The sequence below is a fragment of the Clostridium sp. MCC328 genome, assembly GCF_018785465.1.
Classification (GTDB): Bacteria; Bacillota; Clostridia; order Lachnospirales; family Lachnospiraceae; genus Pilosibacter; species Pilosibacter fragilis.
The window spans coordinates 1-2409 of the sequence record NZ_WQPW01000075.1 but is presented as its reverse complement, the minus strand read 5'-3'; the positions used below and the strand labels follow the sequence as shown (position 1 = coordinate 2409).

The 2409-nt window shown below is 43.8% G+C and carries 3 protein-coding genes; all 3 read right to left on the bottom strand.

What is annotated here, in order from left to right; translation table 11 throughout:
* Positions 1 to 19: 19 nt before the first annotated feature.
* The 3 genes from GPK83_RS11900 to GPK83_RS16915 are packed head-to-tail and all read right to left on the bottom strand — an operon-like array spanning position 20 to position 2308.
* A complete protein-coding gene (locus GPK83_RS11900; protein WP_252196337.1) occupies positions 20 to 397 on the bottom strand; it encodes a hypothetical protein in 378 nt (125 codons plus the stop codon).
* Entirely contained in the window at positions 397 to 2022 is a 1626-nt protein-coding gene (istA, locus tag GPK83_RS11895) for an IS21 family transposase (protein WP_215704863.1), read from the bottom strand. Before istA ends, GPK83_RS11900 begins: the two co-directional genes overlap by 1 nt.
* A 22-nt stretch (positions 2023 to 2044) precedes the next feature.
* Entirely contained in the window at positions 2045 to 2308 is a 264-nt protein-coding gene (locus GPK83_RS16915) for a hypothetical protein (protein WP_252196336.1), read from the bottom strand.
* Positions 2309 to 2409 lie beyond the last annotated feature (101 nt).

Sequence of the window (2409 nt, the reverse complement as noted above, 5' to 3'; positions counted from 1 at the left end):
AACCTAAAGCGGTTTCCGCCTATCCGGACAGGTGGTTTCCATTTTTCCGGACAGACGGCTTCGCCGCAACGGAATATTCACCTCTTTCAATAAAGTCAAAAGAGGAAAGAACCTCTGTTATACCGGCAGGCAGATACTCCCGCTTGTCAGAGTCCACACAGTCTGACAATTCTTCAGGTGAGCCCTTCAGATGTGCCGCTGTTAAGCGATTCTTTAATGTCGTGCTGACCTTTTCCTGAAACTGTGGTCCGATCAGTTCTGCAATAAGCGTAAGCCGATCCATTTCCAGAAATCCGGGTTTGTGATACAGATCATCCAATGTAGCTGCCATAGTTGAAAGCTTAAGTTCGTTCAGTTCATCAACGAGTTCATTTATCAGTACAGTTCCTGTAAGCATTATTCATCGGCCCCCTCTCGTATCTGATCAGCAAGAGCCTTGCTGCGTGATAAAAGAGTGTCGATACTGGAAGCTTCCGGTGGCATTACATACCCTCCGCGTACCGGTTCTTTCTTTGCCGATGTGGGATGATGATAGCCTGCTTCTCCGAGATCATCTGCTACAACAGCTATCGTATTCTTGATAAAGGTATATTTCTGCTTATTCAGAGCAACCGCCTGCTTACAGCACTCTTCCAGAGTCTTATTGCTGTACTTCTTTGTAAAGTTCAGAATACCCAGACACATACGATAGGTCTGTACTTCGTATGGTCTGGATTTGAGGATCGTCCGGATAACAGTCTCTGTATTCTTGCCAATGAGTTGCGCTTTCTGAATAAAGTAAGGACCATTCCACTGAGTGAATCCTTTATAGTGATCTGGCAGGTGTTCAGGATTGGTTGACCACTGCCCCTTACGGGTAGCTCTGGGCCATTCACAAAGAAACTCTCCGGCAAGGGAATAAATACGAACTACGGTTGAAGAAGCCTTAATAGATACTTTCTTGTGCAGAAATGCTTTATCTACGCTATAATAAGCATTGTCAAAGCGTACGTGGAAGTCGCTTGATACCTTTGCCGTCTTTCTCTCCATGTACTCATAATGCATGGAGGGGAGCGGCATCAATTCCGTTTGTTCCTCTTCCCAATAGTAGTATCTGTTGTGTTCCTTCTTCTTGAATGGCTCTTTATTCAGAGCCTCCAGTTCCTTCCAGAGATCCTTATTAAACTGTTCCAGTGAGAAATACTGACGTTCTTCAAGTTTGTGGAAGAAGCCCTTCTCGAGAATGCCTACTGCGTTTTCTACAGAGCTCTTGAATTTCGGCTTACGGACCTTCGCAGGAAGAATAACAGTGCCATAGTGATCAGCCCAGTCAGCATAATCCTTGTTCAGTTCCGGCTCGATCCAGTCCTGATTAACGATAACAGCCTGTTTACAGTTGTCACAGACTACTAAAGCAGGAACTCCACCAAAGTAATCCAGTGCGTGATTGTTGACCTCGATCCACTGTGGTTCCTTCGTTGAGAGCATCCCTTCTGCATAGATATACTGCGAATAAGGAAGGATGGCTACAAATACAACGATGGTCATGATCTCGCCGGTAAGAGGATCTGTCGTTGAGAAGGTCTGACCAGCAAAGTCAACTTCCATTTTTTGTGCGATAATGGCATCAAAGTGGACTGTCTCGTAATTCTCTTCGCACCACTTGTTGTAGAGTTCACAATACTGACTGTACTGATAACAGCGGGCACCTTCTTCTTCGCACTTTTTCTTATAGCGATTCCAAAGAAACACGAGTGTCATGTTTTTTCGTGTCGCCATAAGCTTGGCATCCTCTTCATAATCAGGTAACTCGATGTTCTCATTTCGACCTCCTGATCCTGGTACAGACCCATACACTTTTAGGGCAATACCATAGTTGGTAATACCTGCTGGTAATGGATAGTTCAGATCTTCGCACTTCTTGAATGCTCTCAAGAGGTCATTGACACCAGACTTGCTGAAACCAGTCTGACGTGCTATTTCGCTACCAGACATTGATAGCGCATAGTGTTTGATAATGATGTCCTTGTAATCTAACTGCATACATTATCCTCCTTAAAATGATCTATTCACCACCACTGGGATGGCTACTATCATTATAAGGATTGGATTGCAGAGACTGGTAGAAATTCGGCTGTTCAGAAACGGAATGCGGCCGTTTTGTTCCGCAAAGACGGCCGTTTAGCTTCGCAATATGCACCTCCACATGGCATTTTGCTATCGCATCATAATAATCATCCTGAAATTTTTCAATCTGGCTTTCTATTGGAATGTATTCAAAAATAGGATTCCATTTAACCAAAATGGCTGTGTGCCACAACCTTGCCATCCTGCCATTGCCATCAGCTTATTGAAGTGCTATACTAACGTTGTAACAGTAGTGGCTAATAAGATATAATAAATCCAATAGAGAAAAGAGGTAATTATCAT

Bases quoted from the DNA above. Each gene is read 5' to 3' on its own strand.
- GPK83_RS11900 (WP_252196337.1), bottom strand. From the start codon at position 397: ATGCTTACAGGAACTGTACTGATAAATGAACTCGTTGATGAACTGAAC.
- istA (WP_215704863.1), bottom strand. From the start codon at position 2,022: ATGCAGTTAGATTACAAGGACATCATTATCAAACACTATGCGCTATCA.
- GPK83_RS16915 (WP_252196336.1), bottom strand. From the start codon at position 2,308: ATGGCAAGGTTGTGGCACACAGCCATTTTGGTTAAATGGAATCCTATT.